Below are 25,654 nucleotides of genomic sequence, written 5' to 3'. Positions count from 1 at the left end.
GCGCACTCGTGAGACGGCGTAGGAGAGAAGCGATACCTGTGAGCGCAGCGACAACGCGAAGCCGCACCCCCGACCGTCTGTGCGCCGAGGCGGTCGACCTCGCCCGCGCCGCAGCCGAGGAGGCCGCCGCGCCCGGGGTCGTGGGCGAGCACGAGGGGCTGGTCTCCGAGGGCGACCGCGTCGTCACGCACTTCTTCGGCTGCAAGGAGCCCGGCTACCGCGGCTGGCGCTGGGCCGTCACCGTCGCCCGCGCCTCCCGCGCCAAGATCGTCACGGTCGACGAGACGGTGCTGCTGCCCGGCGCCGACGCGGTCCTCGCGCCGGAGTGGGTGCCGTGGAGCGAGCGGCTGCGCCCCGGCGACCTGGGCCCCGGCGACCTGCTGCCCACCGCCGCCGACGACCCGCGCCTGGAGCCCGGCTACACCGGCGCGGACGAGCCGCCGCCGAACTCCGTGCTGACCGAGGACCTCGCCGCCCTGGCGGAGGCCGAGGACGCCGAGGTCACCGGCGGCAGCCCGGCCGAGCAGCCCGTCGCCCCGTCCCGCGGCTCGATCGCCGCGGTCGCCGAGGAACTGGGCCTGCGCCGCGCCCGCGTCCTCTCCCGCTACGGGCTGCAGTCCGCCGCCGCCCGCTGGGAGCAGGCGTTCGGCCCGAACACCCCGACGGCACGGGCCGCCCCCGCGTCCTGCGAGTCCTGCGGGTTCCTCGTCCCGATCGGCGGCTCGCTGGGCCAGGCGTTCGGCGTGTGCGCCAACGAGTTCTCCCCGGCCGACGGCCACGTCGTCTCCCTCGCCTACGGCTGCGGCGGCCACTCGGAGGCCGCGGTCATGCCGAAGCCCCCGCAGCCGGCCCCGCCGGTCATCGACGAAACCCGCGTCGACCCCTTCCCCCTCCGCCCCTCCCCCGACTCCGGCTCGGTCCCGGCCACGGAGGACACGTCGTCGGCGGAACTGGGGCACGCGTGAGGGTCTGTTACGCGTAGTGCGGTGGCTTCAGCAGCCCAGGTACGTGATCTGGACGTACACCCGCTCTCTGCGGACGACGATCTGGTACGTGAACATGCCGCCGGGAACGATGATGTCGTCGCCCTTCGGATCCCCTCCGTCATACGGGGGCCGTGCAGGTACTGCGCCTCGGCGGCCCTCACCAGTTCGTCGGCCTTGCGCTCGATCTCGGCGAGGAAGGCGGGGGAGCAGTGCGGGCGGCTTCCTCCGCGCCGAAGGCGTACTCCCAGGTCCAGCTCAAGCGTGTACTGCCTTCATCGCCTCGTCGAGGACGGCGCTCAGTTCCCGCAGCGCCTCCCGGGCGGTTGCGGCATCCTCGTGTTCCAGGCTGCTCCTGGCGCGGGTATGACGGGCGGCGAGGTCGGGACGGCGGGCGATCTCGATGTCCCGCGCCCAGGCCAGGACCCAGCTCCTTACCGGGCTGAGGGACTGCCACTCCACGGCCTTGGCGAAGGCCTCGTCCTTCGTCCGCTGCATCTCGGGAAGGCGCTTCGGGTCAACGACGGCGAGGGCGGCTCGCAGGGCGTCCGGGGTCTGTTCGGGACGGGGAACCAGCTCGTGTCCGTGATCGGCCTGCGTGCTCATGGAGTCCTCCCGGGAGTGCACGGGCCAGGGTAGTCGTCCGGGGCGGCTGAGGTGCTCTTGCGCGAACATTCCGGTGTCTTTCTCCTGCTCAACGGGTGCGTGGTGCGGTCGTCCGGCAGTCGCGGCAGTGGGTTTCGGTCTCGGGGGCGCGGAAGGCGCGGTCGCAGCCGTCGCAGTTGCGGAGTTCGTGACGGATGGGCGGTGGGGTGGCCGGGACGCGGTACGGAGGCGGGGGTGGCAGTTGGGCGGCGAGGCGGTGGGCGAGAAGGGCGGCCGGGCGACGCAGGGGGTCGTCCGGCAGGTCGGTGGTGAGCGCCTGGCGTACGGCGGTGGGGGTGACCTCGCGTTCCAGCCAGGCGATGACTCCGGGGGCCAGGTGTTCGGTGTCGGCGGCGGAGAGCAGCAGGCGGGGGTCGCGGCGCCGCAGGCCGGTGAGGAGGTCGGTGGCCTGCTGATGGAGTGCGGCGGCTGCGGCGCGGGTGGGCTGGGGGACGGCGGGGAGGGCCTTGCGGGGGCGCGGTCGGAGCTGGGGTGTGCGCTCTCTCGTCTGCCGGGGCTGCGGGGTGGGGGGATGCTCGCGCCGATGGCCCGGCTGGTTGCAGGAGATGGTGCGGGTGACGATGCGGCCGGTGGGGGTACGGACGCGTTCGCGGCGGAGGTAGCCGTGGGCTTCCAGCTCGCGCAGTGCGGCTGCGATGCGGGTGGTGCCTTCCTTGAAGCGGGCGGCGAGGCTCTTGATGTCCGCGGGGGTGCCGGTGGGGAGCGACTGGATGTGGCAGCCGAGGCCGATCGCCAGGAGCGAGAGCTCCTTGTGCTGGGTGAGGTGGTTGCCGATCACCACGAAGCGGGTGGTGTGGCGGGTGTTCTCGTGGATGACGCCGCCGGTGTGGTGACGCGATCGGGTCGGATTGGCGTCGGCGGCTGACTGCGCGCGAGAGGGCGCGCTAGGGTTTTGCGTATCCATCGGGAAGGGTCTCGACTTCCTTGGTGGTCAGGCCCTCGCACTGGGACGGCAATCCCGGCGGGGGCCGAAGTCTTTTTCGGTTGTGTGCGCTGAGCGTAGAGCTGCCTGGGGTCCGAAAATCCAGCTGAGCCGGTGATGTTCACCCGCCCGAGTGATCGCGTGCCTCGGGCGGGAGGGGTGGGGCTTGGTGGGGTTCTTTCCCCTCAAGTCCTTGCTTGGAAAGGCGCCGACGACACCGGAGCTTCAGATCCCGGGTTCCGGTGCCGTAAGCCGTAGTTCGGCCCACACCGTCTTGCCCGGGAAGCGGCCCCAACGCCTCCTGGAGGTGGGCCGATTGCGCAACGTCTCCCAGTGGGCGTGGTTCAAGAGCAGCTACAGCGACGGCACTGACGGCGAGTCCTGCGTTGAGCTTGCAGTCAGCCCCGGCACCGTCCAAGTTCGCGACTCGATGCTGGGAGAGGCATGATGCGCAAGGAATTCGCCCGCTACGCCTCCGAGTTGGCGTGGTTCAAGAGCAGCTACAGCAGTGGCACCAACGGTGAGTCCTGCTCGAACTCGCCTTCAGCCCCGGCACCGTGCGTGTCCGCGACTCCAAGAACTCCGAAGGCCCTCGCATCACGTTCGCCCCGGACACGTGGGCGGCATTCGCGCCGTACACGTCCGAGGCCTGAGTGAGCGACTTGGTCCGCCTGCTTGCTTCAGAAGCAGGCGGACCAGGTGTGCGGTGTTGAAACGACCCCGAGGGCGGCGCGGAGCCGTGCTCGGGGTCGGGTGTGTTTGCCGGTGTGCGTCAGAGGTTGACGCCGTTGGCGCGCAGGAACTTCGCCGGGTCCACGGCGGTGCCGTAGTTCGGCGTGGTGCGGATCTCGAAGTGCAGGTGAGGACCGCTGGAGTTGCCGGTGTTGCCGGACAGGGCGATCTTCTGACCGGTCTTGACGACCTGGCCGACCTTCACATTGACCGAGGACAGGTGGGCGTACTGGGAGTACGTCTTGTTGCCGTGCTTGATGACGACGGCGTTGCCGTAGGCGGGGCCGTCGCCGGCGCCGTTGCCGCCGGCCTTGACGACGGTGCCGCCGTGGGCGGCGACGACCGGGGTGCCGGTCGGGACGGCGTAGTCCTGGCCGGAGTGCTTGGAGGCCCACATGCCGCCGTTCTGGGCGAAGCTTGCGGACAGCTTGTAGTTCTTCACCGGGGAGACCCAGGACGCCTGCTTCTTCGCGGCGGCCTTCTTCGCCGCGTTCTTCGCCTGGACCGCCTTCGCTGCCGCGGCCTTCTTCGCCAGGGCCGCCTTCTCGGCCTGGGCGGCCTGGGTCTTCGCGGCCTTGGCCTGGGCGGCGGCCTGCGCCTGAACGGCACTGGCGGCGCCGGACGCGGCCGTGGTGTCGGCAGCGGCCGCGACCCCGGCTCCCAGTGCGACCGAGGCCCCCAGGCCGGCGGCCAGCACGGCCGCACGGGTGCGGATCCGGGACGGACGGGAGGAATGGGACGTGACTCGCTCGAACATTCAAAACCTCGTAAGGGAGGGGACAGAGGAAAACCACCAGGGCGGATGGGTCCGCACCTCGGTGGTGACACATTGGTAGCCCCTCCACCCATAACGGCGCAAAGGTGTGACCTACGACGAAAGGCCGTAGGTCGGGAGTGAGACGCACGTCTCTTGACAGAGGGGCTTGTACGGGGCAAATCCCCCATTTCAGGCTGATCGATTAGAGTTATGCACTGAATTTCCGCTTTTGCGTAGGATGTTTCGCCACTATTCCGGGTAGTACCGGATGTTTTGCCTGTGCGGCATGTCACCGGGAGCTCGGCTGGAATGTGGCCTGCGTCTCCGCAATCGCGGCGGCTGTCCCGGCGTGCGCGCCTCCTCGGGGCGGAGGGGTACCTTCGACCTCATCGCCGATCAGGGCCGATGAGGAGAGTCAACGTGAGCAAGTTCGTGCGGCCCGCCGCGGAGGGTGCCGATCCGTTCGGTACGGCGCGTCTGCGGCGCGGGGTCCTGGACGCCTGGGCCACCAGCCCCGCCCGCTTCCGTGAGGACGCCAACGCCGAGGAGGACCTCGTCCTCGGCGGGTACCGGGACCGTCTCGTCGTCGAGCTCGCGCAGAACGCCGCCGACGCCGCCGCCCGGGCCGGCGTGCCGGGACGGCTCCGGCTCACCCTGCGCGACGACGTCCTCGTCGCCGCCAACACCGGCGCCCCGCTGGACGCGGCCGGCGTCGAGTCGCTGTCCACGCTGCGTGCCTCCGCCAAGCGCGACGAGTCCGAGCGGGCCGTGGGACGGTTTGGCGTCGGGTTCGCCGCCGTCCTCGCCGTCACCGACGAGCCCGCCGTCGTCGGGCTGCACGGCGGGGTGCGGTGGTCGCTGGCCGAGGCACGGGAGCTCGCCGCGGACACCGCGCGGCACAGCCCCGGGCTGGGGGACGAGATCCGCCGCCGGGACGGGCACGTGCCGCTGCTCCGGCTCCCCTTCGCCGCCGAGGGCACCGCACCGACCCCGTACGACACGGCCGTCATCCTCCCGCTGCGCGACACGGCCGCCTCCGACCTCGCCGAGCGGCTGCTCGAAGCAGTCGACGACGCCCTGCTGCTCGCCCTCCCGGGCCTTCAGGAGGTCGTCGTCGAGATCGGCGACGCGGCACCCCGCACCCTGACCCGGCGGGAGGAGGACGGGCTCACCGTCGTCGAGGACTCCCGGGACGGCGTCACCCGGTGGCGCACCGCCGTCGCGCACGGGCCGCTCATCCCCGACCTGCTCGCCGACCGGCCGGTCGAGGAGCGGCTGCGGCCGCACTGGTCGGTCACCTGGGCCGTCCCCGTGGACGCCGAGGGCGCTCCCGCGCGGCCCCGGACCGCCGCCGTCGTGCACGCGCCGACCCCGAGCGACGAGCCCCTCGGCGTGCCCGCCCTGCTCATCGCCTCCTTCCCGCTGGACTCCACCCGCCGGCACGCCGCTCCCGGCCCGCTCACCGACTTCCTCGTGCAGCGCGCCGCCGATGCCTACGCCGGGCTGCTCGCCGACTGGCGTCCGGTGACCGCCGGGATCATCGACCTCGTGCCCGGCCCGCTCGCCAAGGGCGAACTGGACGGGGCCCTGCGCCGGGCGATCCTCGAACGGCTGCCGCGCACCGCTTTCCTGCCGCCCGCGATCGCGCCGGGCGAGCAGGACGGCGACTTCGAGCTGCCTCAGTCGCTGCGTCCCCGGGACGCCGAGGTCGTGGAGGGCGCGGGGGCCGACACCGTACGCGTGCTGGCCGAGGTCCTCCCCACGCTGCTGCCCGCCGGCCTCGAACGCCGTGCCGAGCTGCGCACCCTCGGTGTCGCCCGGGTGCCGCTCACCGAGGCGATCGACCGGCTGGCCGGACTGGAGAAGTCCCCCGACTGGTGGCGGCGGCTGTACGACACCCTCGCCGGAGTCGACCCGGACCGGCTGTCCGGGCTGCCGGTGCCGCTGGCCGGGGAGTCCGCCGAGCGCTTCGGCTCCGGGGCGGCGCGCACCACGATCGGCCCACGTCAGGTGCTGCTGCCCACTCCCGACTCGGCCTCCCTCGACGCCGGACTCCTCGGCCGGCTCGGCCTCAAGGTCGCCCACCCGGACGCCGCGCACCCCCTGCTGGAGAAGCTCGGCGCCCTCCCCGCCACCCCGCGCGCGGTCCTCACCACCCCGCAGGTACGGGCCGCCGTCGCCGCCTCCCTGGACGACGAGGGCGGCGTGAACTGGGAGGAGGACGCCCTCGACGCCGAGGAACTCGCCGACACCGTGCTCGCTCTGGTGCGCGACGCCGGACTCGAACCCGGTGACGAGCCGTGGCTCGGCGCGCTCGCCCTCCCCGACGAGGACGGCGAACTCTCGCCGGCCTGCGAACTCGTCTTCCCCGGCGGTCCCTTCGCGCAGGTCATGCGGGAGGGCGAGCTGCCCGCCGTGGACGCCGAACTCGCCGGGAAGTGGGGCGAACAGCCGCTTGCCGCGTGCGGGGTGCTGGCGGACTTCGCGCTGGTCCGCGCCACGGACGTGGTGCTCGACCCGGACGAACTCGAGCCCCGGGAGGGCGACTTCACCGAGCCCGACGACCCCGGCCTGCTGGACGCCGTGGACGTGTGGAGCGAGGACGTCCTCGACCGCTTCCCGGACAGCCCGGTTCCGCCGGTCGCCACCGAGATCGTCGCCGTGCGCGACCTGGACCTCGTGGACGACGACCGGTGGCCGCAGGCCCTCGCCCTGCTGTCCCGGCCTCCGCTGCGCGACGCGCTCGTCCAGCCGGTACGGATCCTGCTGCACGACGGCACCCACGAGGTCGTACGGCCGTACACCGCGTGGTGGCTGCGCGGGCACCCGGTGATCGGCGGGCGCCGCCCCGCCGGACTGCGGGCGGCCGGCAGCGACCCGCTGCTGCGGGGCCTGTACGAGGAGGCCGACGCGACCGGGTTCGAGGACGAGCAGGTGCTGCGGGCGCTGGGCGTACGGACCTCCGTGGCGGCGCTCCTAGACGAGCCGGGCGGCGCGGCGGAACTGCTCGACCGGCTCGCCGACCCCGAGCGCCCGGTCACGGCCGCCCAGCTGCACGGCCTGTACGGGGCGCTGGCCGAGCTGGACCCCGAGCAGGTGACCCTGCCGGACGATCTGCGGGCCGTGGTGGACGGGCGGGTCGAGGTCGTGGACGCGGCGGACGCGGTGGTCGTCGACTCGCCCGACCTGCTGCCGTTCACCTCCGGCGTGCCGCTGCTGCCGGTACGGCCGGCGCGGGCCGCCGAGCTGGCGGAGCTGTTCCAGGTGCGGCGGCTGAGCGAGTCCGTGACCGGGGAGGTGCACTCCGAGGGCACCGAGCACGACGTACCGGAGGCGGTGCGGGTGCTGCTGGGGGCGGGGACGCCGGCGTCGTATGTGGAGCACGAGGAGCTTGTCGTCGACGGAGTGGAAATCGACTGGCGGCTGACGGACGACGGTGTGTTGCACGCGGCGACGCTGGAGGGGGTGGCGGCGGGGCTCGCCTGGGCGGCGGGTCAGTGGCCGCGGCGCTTCGAAGTCGCGGCGCTGCTGGAGGACCCGTCGCGGACGGAGGAACTGGCTCGCGACCGCTGGTTCGACTGAGCGCGACGTCCGAGAGGGGCCGGCTCCTCGTCCCCCGGCTGCGGGTCCGTCGTGGCTGGTCGCGCAGTTCCCCGCGCCCCTGGGGGGTTTCGGCGGGCCGTGTTTGAAGCTCCCCGTGCCGCTGGCGGGTATGGGTTCGGCGGGCGGTGCCTGCAGTTCCCCAGGGGCGCGGGGACTGCGCGACCAGCCACCGCGCACCCGCAGCCGGAACACAGCGGGCTGAACCCCTAGGGGCGCGGGGAACTGCGCGGCACTGCAGTCGTACGGCCGTCGTACGGACGGCAGTTGGGGGTCGGGGCCCGGCCGTCTCAGTCGGCCTACGGGGCGGGGGAGTGGTCCGGCTCCGCGTCGTCCGTCTCCTCGGACCGGGCGCGCTTGAGCGCGGCCTCACGCCTGCGGACGTACCAGATGCCGATGAGGCCCAGCCCGCCGCCGGCCAGGCACGTCCACAGCCACCAGATGTGGCCGTGCTCGTCGAACCAGCCGTAGAACGGCAGCTGCACCAGGAACAGGACGAACCAGAGGATCGTGCCGCCGATGATGGTGGCGACCACGGGGCCCTCCAGGGGCTCCGGCGCCTCGTGCTTGGGGGATCCCGAAAATAGCCCGGCCATGCGGACAAGCTTACGAGGCGGAGCGGGTGGGGTGCGCCGCGCCTGGGTCCCGGCCCGGCAGCGCTGTTCTCCGCGGTTCTACGGCGGTTCTACGCGCGGAGATGGCTTTTGCGACGCTATATGTTCATACTGAAACCGTTTGTCTCTGACCACTTTCATTCGTAGAAAACGCCAAAGGGCTTTGGGGGGAGCCCGCCGGTGATGAGGTCCCCGCATGTCCCCGTCGGCCCCCACCAAGGCCCCCACCCCCGAGCAGCCGGGGTCCGGCGCCGCGTCCGGCGCCCTCGACCGCTACTTCCGGATCACCGAGCGCGGCAGCACCCTGTCCCGTGAGATCCGCGGCGGTTTCGCCACCTTCTTCGCCATGGCCTACATCATCGTGCTGAACCCGATCATCCTGGGCAGCGCGAAGGATGTGTACGGCAACCAGCTCGACAACGGTCAGCTGGTCACCGCGACCGCCCTGACCGCGGCGTTCACCACGCTCCTCATGGGTGTCATCGGCAACGTCCCGATCGCGCTGGCCGCCGGCCTGGGTGTGAACTCGGTCGTCGCGCTCCAGCTCGCGCCCCGCATGTCATGGCCGGACGCCATGGGCATGGTGGTGCTGGCCGGATTCGTCGTGATGCTGTTGGTCGCCACCGGTCTGCGCGAGCGCGTGATGAACGCGGTCCCGTACGGGCTGCGCAAGGCCATCGCCATCGGTATCGGCCTGTTCATCATGCTGATCGGGCTGGTCGACGCCGGCTTCGTCTCCCGGATCCCGGACGCCGCCCAGACCACCGTCCCGCTCCAGCTCGGTGCCGACGGCCACCTCAACGGCTGGCCCGTCCTCGTCTTCGTGCTCGGCGCCCTGCTCACGCTGGCGCTGATCGTGCGCAAGGTGCCCGGCGCGATCCTCGTCTCCATCGTGGCGATGACGGTCGTGGCCATGGTCATCGACGCCCTCGCCGACGTCCCCTCCTGGGGCCTGACCACGCCCATGTGGCCCGGCAACCCGGTCGCCACCCCCGATTTCGGTCTGATCGGCCAGGTCAGCCTGTTCGGCGGCTTCGGCAAAGTCGGGGTGCTGACCGGCGTGCTGTTCGTCTTCACCGTGCTGCTGTCGTGCTTCTTCGACGCGATGGGCACGATCATGGGCATCTCGGACGAGGCCAAGCTGACCGACGCGCAGGGTCAGATGCCCGGCATCAACAAGGTGCTGTTCATCGACGGTGTCGCGGTCGCGGCGGGCGGTGCCAGCTCCTCCTCGGCCACCACCGCGTTCGTGGAGTCCACCGCCGGGGTCGGCGAGGGTGCGCGGACCGGCTTCGCCAATGTGGTCACCGGCGGGCTGTTCGCGGTGGCGCTGTTCCTCACGCCCATCGCCACGATGGTCCCGTCCCAGGCGGCGACCCCCGCGCTGCTCGCGGTGGGCTTCCTGATCCTGGCCGGCTCGGTCACGGAGATCGACTGGGCCGACTACACGATCGCCATCCCCGCCTTCGTCACGATGATGATGATGCCGTTCACCTACTCGATCACCAACGGCATCGGCATGGGCTTCATCACCTTCGCGGTGCTGCGCCTGGCGGCCGGCCGCGGCCGGGAGGTCCCGCCGGCGATGTACGCGGTGGCGGCGGTCTTCGCGTTCTACTACCTGATGCCGGCACTGGGCCTGACCTAATACAGCCGCGGGGTCTCAGGTGACCCCGTAAAACCTCTCCGTCTCCTCGACGGCGGTACGGAACCGCTGGTCGAAGTCATCGCGCGTGAGCGTCCGGACGACATAGTCCTGGACGCTCATGCCGCGTTTGGCGGCATGCTCCCGGAGCCGTTCGAGCAGTTCGCGGTCGATGCGCAGGCTGAGCACGTCGGTCCCCATGGCCATGAGCGTTGCCGCACACCACGGTGCGGTGGGTGGCGTTTCGCCGACGGACCACTCGTACGGGTGACGTCACATGACCGCAGTGGCCGGTGTCACCGCGATCGGCACGCGCCCCGAGTGGTATTTAGCGAGGGTAATAAGTTACGCTAACGAACATGCCGGACTTCAGCCATGGCGACGACGCAGCCGCCGTGAACGCCCTCCGATCCGCCGTGATGCGGCTGTCCCGTCGGCTCAAGCACCAGCGCGTCGACGAGTCGCTCAGCCCCACCGAGATGTCGGTGCTCGGCACCCTGGCCCGCTGCGGCCGCGCCACCCCCGGTGAGCTGGCCCGCAGGGAGCATGTCCAGCCGCCGTCCATGACCCGCATCGTCGCCCTGCTCGAGGCCAAGGGCCTGGTCCGCCTGGAGGCCCACCCCGACGACCGGCGCCAGAAGGTCGTCACACCGACCGAGCAGGCCGAGGCGATGCTCGAGGAGAGCCGCCGCAAGCGGAACGCGTTCCTGGCGTCCCTGGTGGAGAACCTCGACGAGGACGAGTGGGCGAAGCTCCGTGCCGCCGCACCCGTGCTGGAGAAGCTCGCACACATCTGACGTACACGCATCCGAGGAGATGACCCCCTTTGAGTACGGGACCCGGAGCAACTTCCGCCCCCGCACCTGAACCCCTCGACACCCCGTCCGCCCTCGACACCCCCGCCCGCAGCAACTCGATGTTCTCCTCGCTGAGGGTCAGGAACTACCGCCTGTTCTTCCTCGGCCAGGTCGTTTCCAACATCGGCACCTGGATGCAGCGCATCGCCCAGGACTGGCTGGTGCTCAGCCTCACCGGCTCCGCCGCCGCCGTCGGCATCACCACCGCCCTGCAGTTCCTGCCGATGCTGCTGTTCGGCCTGTACGGCGGCGTCCTCGTCGACCGTCTGCGCAAGCGGCCCACGCTCTTCGTCACCCAGTCCGCGATGGCGCTCACCGCGCTCGCGCTCGCCGTTCTCACCCTGACCGGCCGCGTCGAGGTCTGGCACATCTACGTCGCCGCCTGCGCCCTCGGCCTCGCCACGGTCGTCGACAACCCGGCCCGGCAGGCCTTCGTCTCCGAGCTGGTCGGCCCCGGCCAGCTGCACAACGCGGTCAGCCTGAACTCCGCGAACTTCCAGTCCGCCCGGCTGGTCGGCCCCGCCGTCGCGGGCCTGCTGATCACCGGCGTGGGCACGGGCTGGGCGTTCCTGCTGAACGGCCTGTCCTTCGCCGCACCGCTGGCCGGGCTGCTGCTGATGCGCTCCCGCGAGCTGTACGCCGTCGAGCGCGCCCCGCGCGGCAAGGGACAGCTCCGGGAGGGCCTGCGCTATGTCGCCGGACGGCCCGAACTGGTCTGGCCCATCGTCCTGGTCGGCTTCATCGGCACCTTCGCCTTCAACTTCCCCGTCTACCTCACCGCCTTCGCCGACGACGTCTTCCACGGCGGCGCGGGCGTCTACAGCATGTTCAACACGCTGATGGCGGTCGGCTCGGTCTCCGGCGCCCTGCTCGCCGCCCGGCGCGGCACGGCCCGGCTGCGGCTGCTGATCCTGGCCGCGCTGGCCTTCGGCACGCTGGAGATCCTCGCCTCCACCGCGCCGCAGCTGTGGATGTTCGCCCTGCTGATGGTGCCGCTGGGGCTGTTCTCGATGACGGTCAACGTCACCACCAACACCAGCCTCCAGATGGCCACCGACCCGGCGGTGCGCGGTCGCGTCATGGCCCTCTACATGATGGTCTTCCTCGGCGGCTCCCCGGTCGGCGCCCCGATCGTCGGCTGGGTCACCGACACCTACGGCGCCCGCGTCGGCTTCGCGGCCGGCGGCGCGATCGCGGTCGCCGCGGCGGCCGTCATCGGCCTGATCCTGGCCAGGGTCGGCGGCCTGCGGCTGTCGATCGGCTGGCACGCGGGCCACCCCCGCGTCCGCTTCGTACCGCGCGAGGGTCAGCGGGGCTTGGCGCCGGTGGCGTAACGGGGGAAGCCGTCGGTCCTGAGGGTGAGACCGACCACCGTTCCGGTCAGGTCGATCTCTCCGCCGAAGCCGAAGCGGACGTAGCCGTGGTACCTGCCGTCCCGGGGCAGGGTGTGCAGGTGCCACTCGGCGGTGTACGGATCGACGATCAGGTACACCGGCACACCTGCGGCCGCGTAGGCCGCCTTCTTGGGGCCGTAGTCGTTGCCGGCGGTCTCTCTGGAGATCACCTCGGCGACGAACTCGGCCTCGGGACTGTCTTCGCCAAGGGCCACCACGTCGGGGGCGAAGCCGTTGAGATGCCCCGGGTAGTCCCTCCGGACGTCGGACAACAGACGCTTGATCGGGTACCGGGCGCGCAGTTGCTCAAGGATGCCGATGGTGATGTCCCAGTGGGTGTCCCGCTGGGGCGTGAAAAAGACGTGACCGCCCACGATCTCGTACTTGTATCCCTCGGGGACCAGCCCCTCCAGCCACTCGAACATCATGTCGAGGGTGAGTACGCCGCCGTCGGTCATCCGGTTCCTGTCGCTCTGCGGAAATGCAACCGCGCAGTACAACGAGACGCACGGCGACCAGGACACGTGTGAGCGTACGCACGTTCCCCTGTGAGACTGGACGTATGAGACTCTTCGCCGCCGTGTTGCCGCCCGAGGACGTCATCCGGGAGCTCGCTGTCGAGGTGGGGCGGCTCAAGGAGCTGCCCGGGGCCGAAGGGATGCGGTGGACCGGGCGGGCCGGGTGGCACTTCACGCTCGCCTTCTACGGGGAGGTGGACGACGACCTGGTGCCGGAGCTCACCGCACGGCTGGCGCGGGCCGCGGCGCGGACCGGACCGTTCCCGCTGGCGCTCAGCGGTGGCGGTCAGTTCGGGCGGGGCCGGGCGCTGTGGACCGGTGCGGAAGGGGATCTGCGCACCATGCGGCTGCTGTCCGAGCGGACCGAGGCCGCCGCGCGGAAGGCGGGCCTGCCGATGGACGAGCACCGCCGCTACAAGGCCCACCTGACCGTCGCCCGCAGCCGGGACGCCGTCGACGTACGGCCGTATGTGCGGGCCCTGCACGAGTTCCGCAGCCGTACCTGGACCGTCGACGAGCTGGTGCTGGTGCGCAGCAACCTGCCGACGTCCGGGACGCCGGGCGAGCAGCCCCGTTACGAGGCGGTCGCCCGTCAGGCACTGGGCGCGGCCGGTTAGGCTCGACGGCGTGGACCCGAAGACCCGGAACCGGATCATGGCCGGTGCGCTCGTGCTGATGTTCGTCGTCGTGGCGCTGGCGGCGGCGCTCGGAAGGTAGCGCCGCCGCCGGCCGTCACGGCGTGCCCGGCGCTACCAGGCGAAGGCCTCCGGCGCCGGCCCGGGACCCGGGAAGATCTCGTCCAGCGAGGTCAGCAGCTCCTCGCTCAGCTCCACGTCGAGCGCCCCCAGCGCGGACGCGAGCTGGGCGGCGGTACGCGGGCCGACGATCGGGCCGGTCACCCCGGGCCGGGTGAGCAGCCAGGCCAGCGCGGCCTCGCCGGGCTCGATGCCGTGCTTGGCGAGCAGGTCCTCGTACGCCTGGATCCGGGCGCGCGCGGCCGGGTCGGCGAGCGTGTCGGCGGCCCGTCCGGAGGCGCGGCGACCGCCCTCGGCCTCCTTCCTGATCACACCGCCCAGCAGACCGCCGTGCAGCGGCGACCACGGGATGACGCCGAGCCCGTACTCCTGCGCGGCCGGGATGACCTCCATCTCGGCGCGGCGCTCGGCGAGGTTGTACAGGCACTGCTCGCTGACCAGCCCGATGGTCCCGCAGCGCCGGGCGGCGATCTCGTTCGCCTGGGCGATCTTGTAGCCGGGGAAGTTCGAGGAACCGGCGTAGAGGACCTTGCCCTGCTGGATCAGGACGTCGATCGCCTGCCAGATCTCCTCGAACGGGGTGTTCCGGTCGATGTGGTGGAACTGATAGACGTCGATGTAGTCGGTCCGCAGCCGCTTCAGCGAGGCGTCGACCGACCGCCGGATGTTCACCGCGGACAGCTTGTCGTGGTTGGGCCAGGCCTCGCCGTCGGGACCCATGTTGCCGTACACCTTGGTCGCCAGCACGACCTTGTCGCGGCGTCCCCCGCCGTTGGCGAACCAGCTGCCGATGATCCTCTCGGTTCGGCCCTTGTTCTCGCCCCAGCCGTACACATTGGCGGTGTCGAAGAAATTCAGACCCGCGTCCAGCGCGGCGTCCATGATGGTGTGGCTGTCGGCCTCGTCGGTCTGCGGACCGAAGTTCATCGTCCCGAGGACGAGCCGGCTGACTTTGAGTCCCGTGCGTCCGAGCTGCGTGTACTTCATGGTCGTCCAGCCAACGGCCTGGAGTGCGCTCTATGCAAGGGGACTCAGTCGGCGGTACCTGCCGGGACCACCCAGGCCGTCGGCTGTGCGGTGACCGAGGCGATCATGTCGAAATCGCCGTCGTAGTGCAGGACGACGGCGCCGTGGCGCTCCGCCGTCGCCGCGATGATCAGGTCGGAGACGGACAGCGCTTTCCAGTTCCCCGCCTGGATGAGGAGCGTTTGCACCTCGAGTGCTCGATCCCAGGCCTCGTCAGGTGTGGGAAGCCAGTCAAAGCCGCGCATTTCATCGCGAATCCGCTCGGCGTCCGCCTTGGTCCGGGCGCTGTGCAGAACTTCGAGCTCGACCGCGCCGCACACCGCGAGCAGTCCGGCGTTGTGCAACGGGTCGATGACGCCGCGGACCGTCGGCTTCGGATAACGGGCCAGCGCCGACTTGTCGATCAGGTACCGCTGGGGCACGCGGCTCCTCGCGATGCGGACGATTCCTCCACGGGGCCCGTGAGATCAGGCAGCCCTCCCTCTGCCAGCCAGTTCAGGAACGACTCCCGCTTCCGGCGCTTGATGGCGTCTTCGAGAGCGGCGTTCACCGTGGCCACCTTGGTGGTGGTCCCGAAGATCTCGGCGGCCTCAGCCAGTTTGTCGTCGTCGACGTCGATGACCGTTCGTGCCATACGGACCTCCTGTGCGGGCAGGGTGCGACCACACAAGGATATCAAAAATCGCATCACTCGATATCAATCAGCGACGCCCGTCCAAGGCCCACGCCCCGTACGGCCCGCCCAGCCCCCACCCGTGCCACATCGCCTCCGCGAACGCCGCCGCGAGCTTGTGTTCGCCGGTTTCGTTGGGGTGGGTGCCGTCGTAGGTGTCCGTGTGGAAGTCGTACGACGCCGGTGGCGGGACCAGCAGGAGCGGGGAGTCCGGCTCGTCCAGGTCCGCGACGGTCTTCGCCAGGAGGTCGTTGAAGCGGTCGACCTGTTCGGCGAAGGGCGCGTCGTTCTCCACCCGTATGTTGCGGATCACCGGCATGACGGCCACGCGGACGCGCGGGTTGGCGGCCCGCGCCCCGGCGACGAACGCGCGGACGTTGTCCGCCGTCTGCTCGGCGTTGGTGTAGAAGCCCAGGTCGATCAGGCCCAGCGACACCAGCAGCACATCCGCCCGGCAGGAGCGCACGTGCTCGCGGATCAGCGGGGCCATGTGATGCCAGCCCTCGCCCCAGCCGGCCAGGTGGCCGCGGGGGAAGTCGGGGTCGGCGTACGCGTACGACGTGGGCGCGTCCGTCGACGGGTCGTGGAGCGTCTCGCGCGGGCCCACCAGCGTGAAGGGGCGGCCGTACGCCGTGCACAGGTGCTGCCACAGCCGGTAGCGCCAGGTGTGTTCACCCGCGCTCCCGATCGTCATCGAGTCACCTACGGGCATGAACCTGAGCACACGATCATCATGGATGATCGGCCGGGCCGCCGCGATGTGAGCCCGGACACCCGGCGTGAAGTGCGCCGGACGATGGCAGTCTTGGCTCATGCGCCGACCTCTCGCCCTGCTCGCAGCGATCCTTCTTGTGGGTGCGCTGGCCGTGCCCGCCTCCGCCGCCGACGGCGACGACGGTTTCGCGATCAAGGACCCGCGCATCACCGAGTCCAGCGGGCTCGCCGCCTCCCGCCTCCACCCCGGCGTCCACTGGACCCACAACGACAGCGACGACGGCCCCTACCTGTACGCCGTCGACGGGGCGACCGGCGAGACCGTCGCCCGCCTCACCCTCACCGGTGTGGGCGCGCCCCGGGACGTCGAGGCCATCTCGGTCGGACCCGGCAACAGGATCTTCGTCGGCGACATCGGGGACAACCTCGGCGGCTCGTGGCCGTACGTCTGGATCTACGAACTCCCCGAGCCCGAACGGCTGGAGGACGCGACCGTGCGGGCCACGCAGTACGTCGTGAAGTACTCCGACGGGGCCCGGGACGCCGAGTCGTTGGTCGTGCACCCGAAGACCGGGCGTGTGTACATCATCGACAAGAAGGAGGAGGGCGGGCACCTGTACGAGGGGCCCGCGAAGCTCTCGACGGAAGGCGACAACGTGTTCCGGCCGGTCGCCCCCGTGGAACTGTGGGCCACCGACGCCGCGCTCTCCCCGGACGGCCAGGACCTCGCCGTACGCGGCTACTTCGGGGGCATCCACTACGCCTGGAACGGCGGGAAGCTCCAGCGCAAGGGGCGGCTGAGCGTGCCGCTCCAGGGGCAGGGCGAGTCCGTGACCTTCTCCGCCGACGGGTCCCGGCTGCTGTACGGCAGCGAGGGCACCCAGAGCCCGGTGGAGTCCCGGGAGGCTCCCGGCGGCGGAAACGGGGACGGCGGCGGTGGCGGGAACGGCGCCCGTGCGGAGGACGGGAAGAACACCGCGGGTGAGGAGGGCGGCGACACGGTCAAGGTCGGGGGCGGCGCCGTCGCGGTGGCCGTCGTCGTCGCGATCCTGTTCGGGCTGGCCCGGCGGCGTCGCAGGGGCTGAGTTGGACGCCTTGAGGCGCGTTCAGCCGCCCTCACCCGCCGTCCGCCGGGCGACGAGCACCTCCAGGCCGTCCAGGATGCGCTGGAGCCCGAACTCGAAGTGGTCGAAGTCGGGGCCGAAGGTGTCCTCGGAGAGCCCGGCCAGGACGGGGTAGCGCCCGCTGAGCATGGCCTTCTCCAGGGCCGGCCGCTGGGCCTCCCAGAACTGCGCGTTCGTCAGCCCCGAGCTGCGCTCGGCCTCCTCGTGGTACAGCTGGGTACGGGCAGCCCCGACCACATACCCGTCGATCATGATGATCGCCGACAGCAGTTCGGGGTCGGACAGGCCCATCGGCTTGATCCGGGAGAGCACCTTCTCCATGCCGTCCAGGGCGCTCGGGCCGAGGATCGGGCGGGACTGGTTGACCTCCAGCAGCCACGGGTGCCGCCGGTACAGGGCGAGGGTGGCCCGGCCCAGGGCCTCGAGGGCCGACCGCCAGCCGCCGTCGCCGAGGTCCGCGGGGTTGTCCGACGCGCGCTGCACCCGGTCCAGTATCAGGTCGAGCAGCTCCGCCTTGCCGGGGACGTACCGGTACAGGGACATGGTGCCGGTGCCCAGCTCCGTGGCGATCCGGCGCATCGACAGCGCGCCGATCCCGTCGCGGTCGGCGACCTCAATGGCGGCCTCCACGATGCGCTCCAGCGTGAGCCCCGGTTTCGGCCCCCGGCTGGGCCGTGGGCCGGTGTCCCACAGCAGGTCGAGGGTGCGCGCGACGTCGCCGCTGCCGCTGGTCTCGGTACCGCCCGTGCCGCTGCTCATGGGGGCCAGTTTAGAACCGGGCCAAAAAACTGGGTACGCTGTACGCGCAATCGGGTACGGTGTACTCGGTTATTGGAAGGGGGACCCATGGACAACGACGACGGCTACGCCGTCCTGGCCGAGGGACTGGAGAAGCGCTACGGCGACAAGCGCGCCCTCGACGGCTTCGACCTCGCCGTCCGCGAGGGCACCGTGCACGGACTGCTCGGACCGAACGGCGCCGGCAAGACCACCGCCGTGCGCATCCTGTCGACGCTGCTCCGGCTCGACGGCGGCCGTGCCACCGTGGCCGGCATCGACCTCGCCCGCCGGCCGCGCGAGGTGCGGGCGCGGATAGGACTCACCGGCCAGTACGCGGCCGTGGACGAGGTGCTCACCGGACGGCAGAACCTGGAGATGTTCGGGCGGCTGTTCCACCTGGGCGGCCGGCGGGCCCGGCTGCGGGCCGCCGAGCTGCTGGATCGGTTCGGCCTGACCGACGCCGCCGAGAAGGGCGTCGGCGACTACAGCGGCGGCATGCGGCGCCGCCTCGACCTCGCCGCCTCGATGATCCTCGCACCGGCCGTGCTGTTCCTCGACGAACCGACGACGGGGCTCGACCCCCGCAGCCGCGGCGAAGTCTGGGAGTCCGTACGGGCGTTGGTGGCGGACGGCACGACCGTGCTGCTGACCACGCAGTATCTGGAGGAGGCCGACCGGCTCGCCTCCCGGATCACCGTCATCGACCAGGGCCGGGCCATCGCCGACGACACCCCGGAGGGGCTGAAGAACCTGGTCGGCGGCGACCGCATCGAGGTGGTCGTTGCCGACCGCTCCGAGATCCCGCGCGTGGCGAAGGTCGTCGCCCGGGTCGCCGACGGCGAACCCGAGTCGGACGACGGCGAGTTGCGGGTGCACGCCCCCGTGACCGAGCGGGTGGCCGCGCTGACGGACGTCGCGCGCACCCTCCAGGACGAGGGCGTACGGGTCGAGGACATCGGGTTGCGCAGGCCCAGCCTCGACGACGTGTTCCTGCGCCTGACCGGACACCGCACGGAGAAGAAGGAGGCGGCGGCTTGAGCACGCTCGACCCGGCCGGCCCTGCCCCGCACGGCCGCGCGTACTGGGCGCTCGCGGACTGCTGGAACATCGTCCGCCGGGGCCTGACCTACTACCAGCGCCAGCCCGTCAACATCGCCTGGCAGCTGGGCTTCCCGATCCTGTCGGTCCTCCTGTACGGCTATGTCTTCGGCAGCGCGATGCAGGTGCCCGGGGGCGGCGACTACAAGGACTTCCTGATGCCGGGCATGTTCGTGATGACCATGGCCTTCGGCTTCATCAACACCGCGACCGTCGTGGTCCACGACTCCACCAAGGGCGTCATCGACCGCTTCCGCTCCATGCCGATGGCCTCCTCCGCGGTGGTGGCCGGACGCGGGGTGACCGATCTGATCGTCGCCTGCGCCGAGTTGGCGATCATGATGCTGACCGCGCTCGCCATGGGCTGGCGTCCGGACGGCGGCTGGGGCTTCTTCGCCGCGTTCGGGCTGCTGCTGTGGCTGCGGTTCGCACTGATCTGGCTCGGCATCTGGCTGGGTCTGCTGGTGCCCAACCCGGAGGCGGCCGGTAGTCTGTTCGCCGTCGCGTTCCTGCTGACGATGATCTCCAGCATCTTCGTCGCCCCACAGCTCATGCCGGACTGGCTGGGCTGGGTGGCGGCCTGGAACCCGATCTCCTCAACGGCCGCGGCAACCCGCGAACTCTTCGGCACCCCGATCGGCGGCGCCGACTCCTGGGTCGAACAACACGCCCTGCTGATGGCGGGCCTGTGGCCGGTCGTCCTGACAGCACTCTTCCTACCGCTTGCGGTACGGAGGTTCCAGCGGCTCAGCCGCTGAGGCGAGGCGAGTGGTTCCCTGCCCGACTCACGCCGCCGGGCAGGGAAGGCCGGGGTTCCCTCGGTTGGGGGAGCAGGTGACCAGGGCCAGGGACAGGTACGCGGGTCGTTCGAGGTAGAACCCCAACGAGACGTCGCCGCCCCGGCCCAGCCGGTCGGCGGCGGAGGCGACGACGAGGTCCAGCCTGCCCAGGTCGCAGGAGGTGAGTCGGGGCGCGTACTCGGTCAGCCGCTGCCTGAGCCATGCAGCCGCTTCCCCGGGATCCGACCAGGTGCCGCGGACCCAGGAGCGTGGCTTGGCCAGCCAGTACGCGGTCTCCAACGGCGGCAGGTCCGACGCGGGGAACTCCGCCGCCACTTCCCGGTACCGCCCGATCAGTTCGGGGCGGCTGTCGGGCGGTGGCGGTTCGGGGTGCGGAGGGCGCCGTAGCGCCTCCTGGTCGAAGCGGTCCTTCGGACCGGTCCACAGATAGCCGTGGTGGTGCACCGGTGGTCCTGTTCGGTGTCGTGGCCGTGATCACGGGAGTCCCCGGCGGGTGCGGGACCCACCGGGGACGACGGGTGCGGTGCTCAGATGGTCAGGCCGAACCGCGTCGGGTCGATCCCGGCCACGCTCAGCTCCTCCGAGGTGAACCGCAACGGCGGCATGTCCGGCCGCTTGCTGTCACCGAGGGCCCAGGCGCCCTCGCTGATCCGGGCCAGGGTCACGCAGGACTCGCCGTCCGGGTGGGTGTTGCCGCCGCAGGCCTTCGTGAACGTGGCCGAGGTGATGTCGAGGGCGTAGAGATGGGTCGCGTCGAGCATGGGTGGTCCTTCCCGGTTCGCCGATGTGACTGGGCGGAGTTGCTTCCGGTGAGGAACGTAGGGCGGCACGGCCGGACAGTGCGGAGAATATGCGCGATTATTCTCGCGCCGTCACTCCACATGCATGGACATTCACTCAGCGCAACCGTCAGGCTGTGATCGTCGCTGAACGAGACGTGGAGGAGAGGCGGTTGAGCATGGCGCGACGGATTCGGTTCAACGGGAACGGAAGCTTGGGGGGCGGATGCCCGTCGGTCCATGAGGACCTGGACAGCGGTGACGTGATCGTGCATGGTCCGCCACTGACTGATCCTGAGGATGTCGCACGGCTTCAGGATCTCTCGGAGGGCGAGGTGGCGGTGGTGGTGCCCCGAGACCTGCTGGTGGACTGGTCGCCGAAGAAGCGGACGCGCAAGGTGCAGACCATCGGACTCGAGGAGTTCTCCGAGCTGTTCGACAAGTTCGACCACACCGCGTGGCGGCTGGAGACGCGGCGGAGGTATGCGAGTGACGAGTCCGGCGACTGCTGGTCGCAGTTCGTCGAGTCCGGACGGGCGGACGAGAACTGGGCCGAGAGCGAGGCGATGAAGAGGTGGGGCGACATGGTCCGCGCCCAGGTCGCACGGGGAAAACGGATTGAGCGGGTTCGCCTCGTGGACCGGCCCGCCACCACCGGGCAGCGCTACCTCTTCGAAACCGCCAAGTGGAACATCGCCAACGGCGAGGACATTCGCAACATGTGGCGAGCCGACGCGGACCGGCTTCGGCTTCCGGCCGAGGACTTCTGGCTGTTCGACAGCCGCCTCATCGCGCTCCTGCGGTTCGATGACGACGATCGGCTCACCCATGTCGACCTGATCACCGAACCGGCAGAGGTGGTGCGTTGCTCCAGGGTGCGCGATGCTGCCTGGCATCACGCTGTACCGCGGGAGCAGTTCCCGGCAGGAATGGGCAGCGACACGTAAGGACAAGAGCGGGTACCGGTGAGTACGGATTATCAGAGGGCGCGTGAGGAACTGGGGCGCAGGCTCCGCGAACTCCGGGTCGAAGGCCCTTTCGGACGTCTCACCGGTACGCAGCTGGCTCAGCGGCTCGGATGGCAGCAATCAAAGATCAGCAAGCTGGAGAACGGTCGCCAGACCCCCACGGACGATGACCTCCGGGCGTGGGCCGAGGCGACCGGACAAGCTGCCTCCTACGATGAACTGCGCGGAAGACTCAGGGGATTCGAGAGCCACATCCGCTCGTGGCGGCGCCAGTTGGCGGCGGGGCATCGCCCTGTTCAGGAAACCTGGAACACCCTTGTCTTCGGCTCGCGCACCTTGCGTGTATGGGAGAACGGCACGATCTGCGGCCTGCTTCAGACCGCCGATTATGCCCGGTACGTCTTCGAAGGCCATGCAGAACTCCAGAGGTCCCCGCGGGACACGGAGGAAGCAGTCAGGTGCCGTATGAAGCGGCAGGAGTGGCTGTACCAGCCAGGTAAGCAACTGAACCTGCTTATGTGGGAGGGTGCGCTGCACTCCCGGGTGTGTCCTACGGAGGTACTGACAGCCCAACTGGACCGGCTTCAGGGGGTGGTGGGCATGAGCACCGTCAACCTGGGCATTGTGCCCCTGGATGCCGCTCTGCGTCTTGCGCTGGGCAACCCTTTCTGGATTCTTGACGACCGGCTTGTCATCGCTGAGGACTGGCACGCCGAACTCTGGGTCGACGACGCCGAAACGATTGCCCTCTATCGCCGCGTCTGGGACACCCTCGCCGAGTCGGCCGTCTTCGGTACCGAAGCCCAGCAGGTGATCGCTCGCGTGCGCCGCAGCATCAAGGTCTGAGGACGTACGGCCGTATCACGTCGTCGTCCGTGTGCCAGGGCGCTGACGCGGGGCGGGGTGGTGGTGTGTGCCAGCAGGGTTCCTCTGCCGGGAAGGGCAGGTAGCGGCCGGCCGCCCTGCAGCGTTTGGACCAGCGGCGCCAGCGGGCGTCGTGCGGGCTGGGGAGTCGCCAGACGTAAGGGTCCGGTGTGCGGACCTCGACGGCCAGGTCCCGGGTGGTCTCGGGGGTGGGGCGGGGGTGCCGCCGGGTCAGCGTTTCAAGAAGCCGTCGGAGCATGTGCCCTCGCCGCCTCCGGAACCGTGAACCTGGCCCACACGCACTTCGCGTACGGCTCCTGACGGCAGCCCCATGCGTCTGCGAGGGCCGTTACGAGGGCGAGCCCGCGTCCGCCCTCGTCGTCGGGGACGGAGTTGTGGAGCCGGGGGAGCCGGTCCCGGTCTGGGTCGGAGACCTCAAGGGTCAAGTCGGGGCCGTCCAGGGTGAGGGTGACGAGGACCTGGGCGTAGGAGACGCGGCAGTGGAGCACGGCGTTTGTGATCAGTTCGCTGGCCAACAAGATGACTACGTCCCCGAGTTGCTCGACTACGCCCCAGTCGGTGAGGGCTGCGTCCACAAGCCGCCGAGCCACTGACACGTGCCGCCTGTGCTTGGGGATGCGAAAGGTTTCGGTTGTGGGCATGTGGCGAAGCTAGGGCAAAATTCAACTCGGGTGCGACCTTCTCAACCGAATACATTCGGTGGTCTACACGATCGAGTGATGATCTCTCGGACGTGGCTGACTGTGTGGCATCGTTGCCGCCGGAAGGGGGAGATCCCATGCCCGCAGGTGGACGGCCGACCGTACGAAGTCGGCGACTTGGTACGGCGCTCAAGCAGTTCCGTCATGCCGCCAAGCTCGATCAACCGCAGGCTGCGGAGATCATCGCGGCAAGTCAGGCCCGGGTCAGTCGGCTTGAGAGCGGGCATGTCACCGCCCGAGTCATCGAAGTGCGACTGCTGCTGGACGCTTACGGCGTCACGGACCCAGAAGTGCGGGCCAAGCTGGAGGAGTTGGCCAGACACTCGAAGAACCGCGGCTGGTGGCTGGAGCACGCGGCCCACCTGCGCCCGGACTACGTCGACCACATCGCCCTGGAGGACGACGCGACGTATATCCGGGAGTGGCAGCCGGTACTTGTCCCGGGACTCCTGCAGACCCCCGCTTATGCCGAGGCGATCACGGAGGGAAGCCCCAACTACATCACCCCGGAGCGTGTTGCTCAGTTACTGAAGGTGCGCCAGGGACGGCAGTCAAAGATCGAGGAGGGCGGGGCAACGTACTCCGCGATCCTTTGGGAGCCTGTCATCAGGCATCCCCTGGTCAGTGTCGATGTTCACCGGGAGCAGCTTGCCGCACTCCTTGAAGTCGCCCAGCGGAAGAACGTCACCGTTCAGGTGCTGCCGTTCTGCACAGGAGTACTCGGAGTCGTGACCTCCGCCTTCTCCACCTTCAGTTTCGATGCCGAACCGGTGGTCGAAGCGGTGACCCTGGAGAACCTGCGGGGCACATCGGTCCTGGAGGGCTCGGAAGACCTCACGGCTTACGCCAACATGTACGACCTACTACGATCGTCAGCACTGGCGCCGGACGCGAGCGTTCAGCTCATCCGGGGCATACTCCGGAGCTTGAAGGATGACGCATCATGACCGAGGTTATAGGCCCCTTTCGGAAGTCGTCCTACTCGCAGGCCGAGAGCAACTGCGTCGAGGTCGCCGAAACGGCCCCCGGGGGTCGGGCCGTCCGGGACGGCAAGGTGGACGACGGGCCCCTACTCGCCGTCTCCCGTGAGAGCTGGCGGGAGTTTCTCAGGCATCTTGCCTAGGCGGTCAGCGTACGCGTGGGGGCGTCCGGTGGATTAACCCGCGGGGCGTGGTGTGTGTCAGTTTACGGCGGTTCGTTTCGAACTCCTACGATCGACGGCGCTGGCACCGGATGCGAGTGCGGAGTTCATCCAAGGCGTACTGCAGACCATCTACGAGAATCGGTCGTGAGTGAAATAGTGGGCCCCTTCCGGAAGTCCTCGTACTCAAGCCAGCAGGGCGAATGTGTCGAGGTCGCCGAAACGGCGCCCGGGGGTCGGGTTGTCCGGGACGGGAAGGTGGAGGGCGGGCCCCTTCTCAGCGTCTCCCGGGAGAGCTGGCGGGCGTTTTTGGGGCAGTTCGGGTAGGCGGGTGGCGCATGCGCGTGAGGGGCGTCCGGTGGGTTCAGTGCCGGGCGCCCCTCACTTGCGTATGGAGTGTTACAGCTGCTCGATCACGTAGTCGACGCACTTCGTCAGGGCCTCGACGTCTGCCGGGTCGATGGCCGGGAACATCGCGACGCGGAGCTGGTTGCGGCCCAGTTTGCGGTAGGGCTCGGTGTCGACGATGCCGTTGGCGCGCAGGACCTTGGCGACGGCGGCGGCGTCGATCTCGTCCGTGAAGTCGATCGTGCCGATGACCTGGGAGCGCTTGGCCGGGTCGGAGACGAACGGGGTGGCGTACTTGGACTCGTCCGCCCAGGCGTACAGGCGGGTCGAGGAGTCCTTTGTGCGGGCCGTGGACCAGTTCAGGCCGCCCTGGCCGTTCAGCCATTCCAGCTGTTCGTTCAGCAGGAACAGCGTGGCCAGCGCCGGGGTGTTGTACGTCTGGTTCTTGCGGGAGTTGTCGATCGCCGTGGGGAGACTGAAGAACTCCGGGACGTGGCGGCCGGAGGCGTGGATACGCTCGGCCCGCTCGATCGCTGCCGGGGAGAAGACGCCGATCCACAGGCCGCCGTCGGACGCGAAGCACTTCTGCGGGGCGAAGTAGTAGACGTCCGTCTCGGCGATGTCGACCGGGAGGCCGCCGGCGCCGGAGGTGGCGTCCACCAGGACCAGGGCGCCCTCGTCGGCGCCCGCCGGCCGCTTGATGGGCATGGCGACACCGGTGGAGGTCTCGTTGTGGGTGAGGGCGTAGACGTCCACGCCCGCCTCGGCGGCCGCCTCCGGGTGCGTGCCCGGGTCGGAGGAGATCACGGTGGGTTCGGCGAGCCAGGGAGCGAGCTTCGCGGCCTTGGCGAACTTCGAGCTGAATTCGCCGAAGCTGAGATGCTGCGACTTGTTCTCGATCAGACCGTGCGTCGCGATGTCCCAGAACGCGGTGGAGCCGCCGTTGCCGAGGATCACCTCATAGCCCTCGGGGAGGGAGAACAGCTCGGAGATGCCCTCGCGCACCTTGCCGACCAGGTTCTTCACGGGGGCCTGGCGGTGGGAGGTGCCGAGCAGGGACGTACCGGTCGCGGCCAGGGCGTCCAGCGCCTCCGTCCGCACCTTGGAGGGACCCGCCCCGAAACGACCGTCGGCGGGCTTGATGTCAGCGGGAATCTGGATCTCGGCCACGAAC

At 70.2% G+C, this 25,654-nt stretch carries 29 protein-coding genes and 2 pseudogenes; 16 read left to right on the top strand and 15 right to left on the bottom strand.

All coding sequences use genetic code 11. The annotated features are described in order from the left end of the window. Positions 1-38: 38 nt before the first annotated feature. Positions 39-965 (top strand): DUF3027 domain-containing protein, encoded by a 927-nt coding sequence (locus AB0L56_RS14180; RefSeq protein WP_365422838.1) that lies wholly within the window; start codon positions 39-41, stop codon positions 963-965. 276 nt (positions 966-1,241) lie between these two features. On the opposite strand, the gene AB0L56_RS14175 is transcribed toward AB0L56_RS14180, so the two are convergent. Both AB0L56_RS14175 and AB0L56_RS14170 read right to left on the bottom strand, forming a co-directional pair. Continuing rightward, positions 1,242-1,589, bottom strand: a complete 348-nt coding sequence (locus AB0L56_RS14175) for a hypothetical protein (protein WP_365422836.1) — start codon at positions 1,587-1,589, stop codon at positions 1,242-1,244. An 88-nt stretch (positions 1,590-1,677) separates the two neighbouring features. After that, positions 1,678-2,553: a helix-turn-helix domain-containing protein gene (locus AB0L56_RS14170; protein WP_365422833.1), complete on the bottom strand. Its 876-nt coding sequence runs from the start codon at positions 2,551-2,553 to the stop codon at positions 1,678-1,680. Positions 2,554-2,887: 334 nt separating this feature from the next. On the opposite strand from AB0L56_RS14170, the pseudogene AB0L56_RS14165 reads away from it, so the two are divergent. After that, positions 2,888-3,001, top strand: a pseudogene (locus AB0L56_RS14165) (DUF397 domain-containing protein); the annotation flags it as partial. A 14-nt stretch (positions 3,002-3,015) separates the two neighbouring features. Continuing rightward, positions 3,016-3,224, top strand: a pseudogene (locus AB0L56_RS14160) (DUF397 domain-containing protein). Positions 3,225-3,343: 119 nt separating this feature from the next. Here the strand turns inward: AB0L56_RS14160 and AB0L56_RS14155 are convergent. Then, positions 3,344-4,060 (bottom strand): M23 family metallopeptidase, encoded by a 717-nt coding sequence (locus AB0L56_RS14155; protein WP_365422830.1) that lies wholly within the window; start codon positions 4,058-4,060, stop codon positions 3,344-3,346. 420 nt (positions 4,061-4,480) lie between these two features. Here AB0L56_RS14155 and AB0L56_RS14150 point away from each other — a divergent pair, with 420 nt between their 5' ends. After that, positions 4,481-7,642, top strand: coding sequence for a molecular chaperone Hsp90 (locus AB0L56_RS14150; protein ID WP_365422827.1), 3,162 nt, complete (start codon positions 4,481-4,483; stop codon positions 7,640-7,642). Between the two features lie 317 nt (positions 7,643-7,959). Here the strand turns inward: AB0L56_RS14150 and AB0L56_RS14145 are convergent, their stop codons facing one another. Beyond that, positions 7,960-8,256: a DUF2530 domain-containing protein gene (locus tag AB0L56_RS14145; RefSeq protein ID WP_365422824.1), complete on the bottom strand. Its 297-nt coding sequence runs from the start codon at positions 8,254-8,256 to the stop codon at positions 7,960-7,962. A gap of 214 nt (positions 8,257-8,470) precedes the next feature. On the opposite strand from AB0L56_RS14145, the gene AB0L56_RS14140 reads away from it, so the two are divergent. Continuing rightward, complete coding sequence (locus AB0L56_RS14140; protein WP_365422821.1) at positions 8,471-9,922, top strand: NCS2 family permease; 1,452 nt, start codon at positions 8,471-8,473, stop codon at positions 9,920-9,922. 15 nt (positions 9,923-9,937) lie between these two features. Here AB0L56_RS14140 and AB0L56_RS14135 read toward each other — a convergent pair whose 3' ends face one another. Continuing rightward, positions 9,938-10,126 carry a CopG family antitoxin gene (locus AB0L56_RS14135; protein WP_365422818.1) on the bottom strand — a complete coding sequence of 63 codons (189 nt, stop codon included), beginning with the start codon at positions 10,124-10,126 and terminating at the stop codon, positions 9,938-9,940. A gap of 152 nt (positions 10,127-10,278) precedes the next feature. Between AB0L56_RS14135 and AB0L56_RS14130 the strand changes: the two genes are divergently transcribed. Then, positions 10,279-10,716 (top strand): MarR family transcriptional regulator, encoded by a 438-nt coding sequence (locus tag AB0L56_RS14130; protein ID WP_361037091.1) that lies wholly within the window; start codon positions 10,279-10,281, stop codon positions 10,714-10,716. A gap of 29 nt (positions 10,717-10,745) precedes the next feature. Further along, complete coding sequence (locus AB0L56_RS14125) at positions 10,746-12,110, top strand: MFS transporter (RefSeq protein ID WP_365422815.1); 1,365 nt, start codon at positions 10,746-10,748, stop codon at positions 12,108-12,110. Here AB0L56_RS14125 and AB0L56_RS14120 read toward each other — a convergent pair. Beyond that, positions 12,083-12,628: a Uma2 family endonuclease gene (locus tag AB0L56_RS14120; RefSeq protein WP_365422812.1), complete on the bottom strand. Its 546-nt coding sequence runs from the start codon at positions 12,626-12,628 to the stop codon at positions 12,083-12,085. The genes AB0L56_RS14125 and AB0L56_RS14120 overlap by 28 nt on opposite strands. A gap of 104 nt (positions 12,629-12,732) precedes the next feature. On the opposite strand from AB0L56_RS14120, the gene thpR reads away from it, so the two are divergent. Further along, positions 12,733-13,305, top strand: coding sequence for an RNA 2',3'-cyclic phosphodiesterase (thpR, locus tag AB0L56_RS14115; RefSeq protein WP_365422809.1), 573 nt, complete (start codon positions 12,733-12,735; stop codon positions 13,303-13,305). A 132-nt stretch (positions 13,306-13,437) separates the two neighbouring features. Here thpR and AB0L56_RS14110 read toward each other — a convergent pair whose 3' ends face one another. From AB0L56_RS14110 to AB0L56_RS14095, 4 genes are all read right to left on the bottom strand, one after another. Then, positions 13,438-14,430, bottom strand: a complete 993-nt coding sequence (locus tag AB0L56_RS14110) for an aldo/keto reductase (protein WP_361037083.1) — start codon at positions 14,428-14,430, stop codon at positions 13,438-13,440. Positions 14,431-14,474: 44 nt separating this feature from the next. Then, the gene (locus tag AB0L56_RS14105) at positions 14,475-14,891 is read right to left on the bottom strand and encodes a PIN domain nuclease (RefSeq protein ID WP_365422805.1); all 417 of its coding nucleotides are present in this window, start codon (positions 14,889-14,891) and stop codon (positions 14,475-14,477) included. Then, positions 14,873-15,103: a type II toxin-antitoxin system VapB family antitoxin gene (locus AB0L56_RS14100; protein WP_365422802.1), complete on the bottom strand. Its 231-nt coding sequence runs from the start codon at positions 15,101-15,103 to the stop codon at positions 14,873-14,875. The genes AB0L56_RS14105 and AB0L56_RS14100 overlap by 19 nt, the downstream gene beginning before the upstream one ends. Positions 15,104-15,170: 67 nt before the next feature. Beyond that, a complete protein-coding gene (locus AB0L56_RS14095) occupies positions 15,171-15,866 on the bottom strand; it encodes an SGNH/GDSL hydrolase family protein (protein WP_365422799.1) in 696 nt (231 codons plus the stop codon). Positions 15,867-15,954: 88 nt separating this feature from the next. Here AB0L56_RS14095 and AB0L56_RS14090 point away from each other — a divergent pair, with 88 nt between their 5' ends. Next, a complete protein-coding gene (locus tag AB0L56_RS14090; protein ID WP_365422796.1) occupies positions 15,955-16,941 on the top strand; it encodes a WD40 repeat domain-containing protein in 987 nt (328 codons plus the stop codon). 21 nt (positions 16,942-16,962) lie between these two features. On the opposite strand, the gene AB0L56_RS14085 is transcribed toward AB0L56_RS14090, so the two are convergent. After that, positions 16,963-17,739 (bottom strand): TetR/AcrR family transcriptional regulator, encoded by a 777-nt coding sequence (locus AB0L56_RS14085; RefSeq protein WP_365422793.1) that lies wholly within the window; start codon positions 17,737-17,739, stop codon positions 16,963-16,965. Positions 17,740-17,826: 87 nt separating this feature from the next. On the opposite strand from AB0L56_RS14085, the gene AB0L56_RS14080 reads away from it, so the two are divergent. Continuing rightward, positions 17,827-18,798 (top strand): ATP-binding cassette domain-containing protein, encoded by a 972-nt coding sequence (locus AB0L56_RS14080; protein ID WP_361037071.1) that lies wholly within the window; start codon positions 17,827-17,829, stop codon positions 18,796-18,798. After that, positions 18,795-19,616, top strand: coding sequence for an ABC transporter permease (locus AB0L56_RS14075; protein WP_365422790.1), 822 nt, complete (start codon positions 18,795-18,797; stop codon positions 19,614-19,616). The genes AB0L56_RS14080 and AB0L56_RS14075 overlap by 4 nt, the downstream gene beginning before the upstream one ends. A gap of 27 nt (positions 19,617-19,643) precedes the next feature. On the opposite strand, the gene AB0L56_RS14070 is transcribed toward AB0L56_RS14075, so the two are convergent. Both AB0L56_RS14070 and AB0L56_RS14065 read right to left on the bottom strand, forming a co-directional pair. Continuing rightward, positions 19,644-20,102: a hypothetical protein gene (locus tag AB0L56_RS14070; protein ID WP_365422787.1), complete on the bottom strand. Its 459-nt coding sequence runs from the start codon at positions 20,100-20,102 to the stop codon at positions 19,644-19,646. 83 nt (positions 20,103-20,185) lie between these two features. Further along, positions 20,186-20,419 carry a DUF397 domain-containing protein gene (locus AB0L56_RS14065; RefSeq protein ID WP_361037065.1) on the bottom strand — a complete coding sequence of 78 codons (234 nt, stop codon included), beginning with the start codon at positions 20,417-20,419 and terminating at the stop codon, positions 20,186-20,188. Between the two features lie 197 nt (positions 20,420-20,616). Here AB0L56_RS14065 and AB0L56_RS14060 point away from each other — a divergent pair, with 197 nt between their 5' ends. Continuing rightward, the gene (locus AB0L56_RS14060) at positions 20,617-21,384 is read left to right on the top strand and encodes a DUF6879 family protein (protein WP_361037107.1); all 768 of its coding nucleotides are present in this window, start codon (positions 20,617-20,619) and stop codon (positions 21,382-21,384) included. 18 nt (positions 21,385-21,402) lie between these two features. Then, entirely contained in the window at positions 21,403-22,251 is an 849-nt protein-coding gene (locus AB0L56_RS14055) for a helix-turn-helix transcriptional regulator (RefSeq protein ID WP_365422783.1), read from the top strand. 257 nt (positions 22,252-22,508) lie between these two features. Here the strand turns inward: AB0L56_RS14055 and AB0L56_RS14050 are convergent, their stop codons facing one another. Next, on the bottom strand, positions 22,509-22,931 hold the full coding sequence (locus AB0L56_RS14050; RefSeq protein WP_365422780.1) for an ATP-binding protein: 423 nt from the start codon (positions 22,929-22,931) through the stop codon (positions 22,509-22,511). Positions 22,932-23,068: 137 nt separating this feature from the next. Between AB0L56_RS14050 and AB0L56_RS14045 the strand changes: the two genes are divergently transcribed. Genes AB0L56_RS14045 through AB0L56_RS14035 form a run of 3 tightly spaced genes read left to right on the top strand, consistent with a single transcriptional unit; the run spans position 23,069 to position 24,459 of the window. Next, positions 23,069-23,938, top strand: coding sequence for a helix-turn-helix transcriptional regulator (locus AB0L56_RS14045; RefSeq protein ID WP_361037059.1), 870 nt, complete (start codon positions 23,069-23,071; stop codon positions 23,936-23,938). Next, positions 23,935-24,114 (top strand): DUF397 domain-containing protein, encoded by a 180-nt coding sequence (locus tag AB0L56_RS14040; protein WP_361037057.1) that lies wholly within the window; start codon positions 23,935-23,937, stop codon positions 24,112-24,114. The genes AB0L56_RS14045 and AB0L56_RS14040 overlap by 4 nt, the downstream gene beginning before the upstream one ends. Positions 24,115-24,129: 15 nt before the next feature. Next, positions 24,130-24,459, top strand: coding sequence for a DUF397 domain-containing protein (locus AB0L56_RS14035; protein ID WP_365422776.1), 330 nt, complete (start codon positions 24,130-24,132; stop codon positions 24,457-24,459). 72 nt (positions 24,460-24,531) lie between these two features. Here the strand turns inward: AB0L56_RS14035 and serC are convergent, their stop codons facing one another. Next, positions 24,532-25,650: a phosphoserine transaminase gene (serC, locus tag AB0L56_RS14030; protein ID WP_365422773.1), complete on the bottom strand. Its 1,119-nt coding sequence runs from the start codon at positions 25,648-25,650 to the stop codon at positions 24,532-24,534. Positions 25,651-25,654: the final 4 nt, after the last annotated feature.

Origin of the sequence: Streptomyces sp. NPDC052079, assembly GCF_040680275.1 — a bacterium.
Taxonomy (GTDB): Bacteria; Actinomycetota; Actinomycetes; order Streptomycetales; family Streptomycetaceae; genus Streptomyces.
This window is presented reverse-complemented; position numbering and strand designations above follow the sequence as displayed.